Here is a 1657-nt window from a genome sequence, read left to right on the forward strand (position 1 = left end):
GGCGAAGGGGGTGATGACGCGGTGAGCGACGGGGCGGTCGACACGAGGAATGCGTTGGCGGATGGCACTACGACGGGACGCGGATAAAAATAAGCGCCGGCGGGGCAACGCAACAGCCTCGTCAACCGTTGCGTGAGCCCGTTCCTGCGCCGCGCTTTTATCGCACGAAGCTGAACGCCGTTTGACCGGTATGCGATTCCGGTGCCGGACCGCCCCGTGCAGGCCGCGAGAATCCTCATCGTGCCGCCCCGCGCCGGGTCTCGGGCATGATCAGCGCGACGAGGGCGAAGGCGCCGGCCCCGACGAGCGCCAGCCCGAGGAAGGCGGTGTGGCTGCCGAGCCGGTCGGCCAGGATTCCGGCGAGCGAGGTCGAGAGCGCGGCCCCGATCCCCATGGCGGTGCCGACCGCGCCGAGCGCGAGGTTGAACCGGCCGGTGCCGCGGGTGAGGTCGGAGACGACGAGGGGCACCATCACCCCGAGCACCGCGGCCGAGATGCCGTCGAAGACTTGGATCGAGACCAGCATGTAGGGGTTGTCGGTGTAGGCGAAGAGCAGGCCGCGGATCGGCAGCGCGGCGAACCCCGCCAGCAGCACCGGATAGCGGCCGAAGCGCTCCGCCGCCCGGCCGACGGCGGGGGCCAGCACCGCCAGCACCGCCTGCGGGACCATGATGCAGGCGGCGACGAGCGCCGTCGCGGTCTCGCTCGCCCGCAGCGTCAGGACGCTGCCGACGAGCGGCAGCATCGCGGCGTTGGCCAGGAAGAACAGCGTCATGCAGGCCGCGAAGCTGAGGAGCGAGCGGTTGGTCAGCAGGGCCTTCACGCCGCCCGCCGCCGCGTCGCCGCTGCGGGGCTCGGCCTCCTGCGTCCGCACGCCGGCATCGATCTCCTCGGCGCGGATCGCCGAGAGCGCCATGATCGTCGGCACCACCAGGGCGGCGGTGAGGTAGAACACCGCGTCGTTCGACAGGTAGTAGCCGCAGGCGCCCATGCCGGCGGCGGCGACCGCGTTGCCCATCGCCTGGAAGCTGGCGTTGCGCCCGAGGCGCTCGCCGGCGCGGGCATGGCCGACGAGGCCGATGCTGATCGCGGCGATCGCCGGCGTCAGGATGCAGCTCGCGGCCGAATGCACCGCCATCGCGAGCAGGACGATGAGGAAGTTCGGCCACAGCGCCAGCGCCAGCGCGCTCGCCGAGATCGCGGCGACCGACACGCCGGCCGCGAACCGCTTCGAGCGCATCGCGTCGACGAAGGCGCCGCCGGGGACCTGGCCGAGCAGGCTGACCAGGCTGCCGACGGTGAGCGCGAATCCGATGTCGGACTGGGTCCATTTCGACTGGGTGAAGTACACCGCCAGGAACGGGCCGAACCCGGTCTGCAGGTTGGCGACGAAGAAGGCGAACAGATCGAGCCCGCGCCGGCTCGCGCGCGACAGCCCGTCCGCGCCGGCGGCCGCGGGCGCCGGCTCGACGGTCGGCTCGCGCAGCCGGACCGGACGGGCGCGGACCTCGTGGTCGAGCCTCGCCTGGCGCTGCGCCTCGCGGGGGGGGATGACGCGGCGGTCCTTCGGTCGCGCCACCGTCACTTATCGGGCACCTTCTCGGCGGCCGGCTTGTCCGCGGGCTTCGCGGCGGGCGCGGGCGCGGGCGGCGCCGGC

At 73.1% G+C, this 1657-nt stretch carries 1 protein-coding gene; it reads right to left on the reverse strand.

Features of this window, described 5'->3' with window-relative positions; translation table 11 throughout:
• Positions 1-235: 235 nt before the first annotated feature.
• Complete coding sequence (locus tag FV227_RS28515; RefSeq protein ID WP_246686691.1) at positions 236-1435, reverse strand: MFS transporter; 1200 nt, start codon at positions 1433-1435, stop codon at positions 236-238.
• Positions 1436-1657 lie beyond the last annotated feature (222 nt).

The organism is Methylobacterium sp. WL119 (assembly GCF_008039875.1).
Lineage (GTDB): Bacteria > Pseudomonadota > Alphaproteobacteria > Rhizobiales > Beijerinckiaceae > Methylobacterium.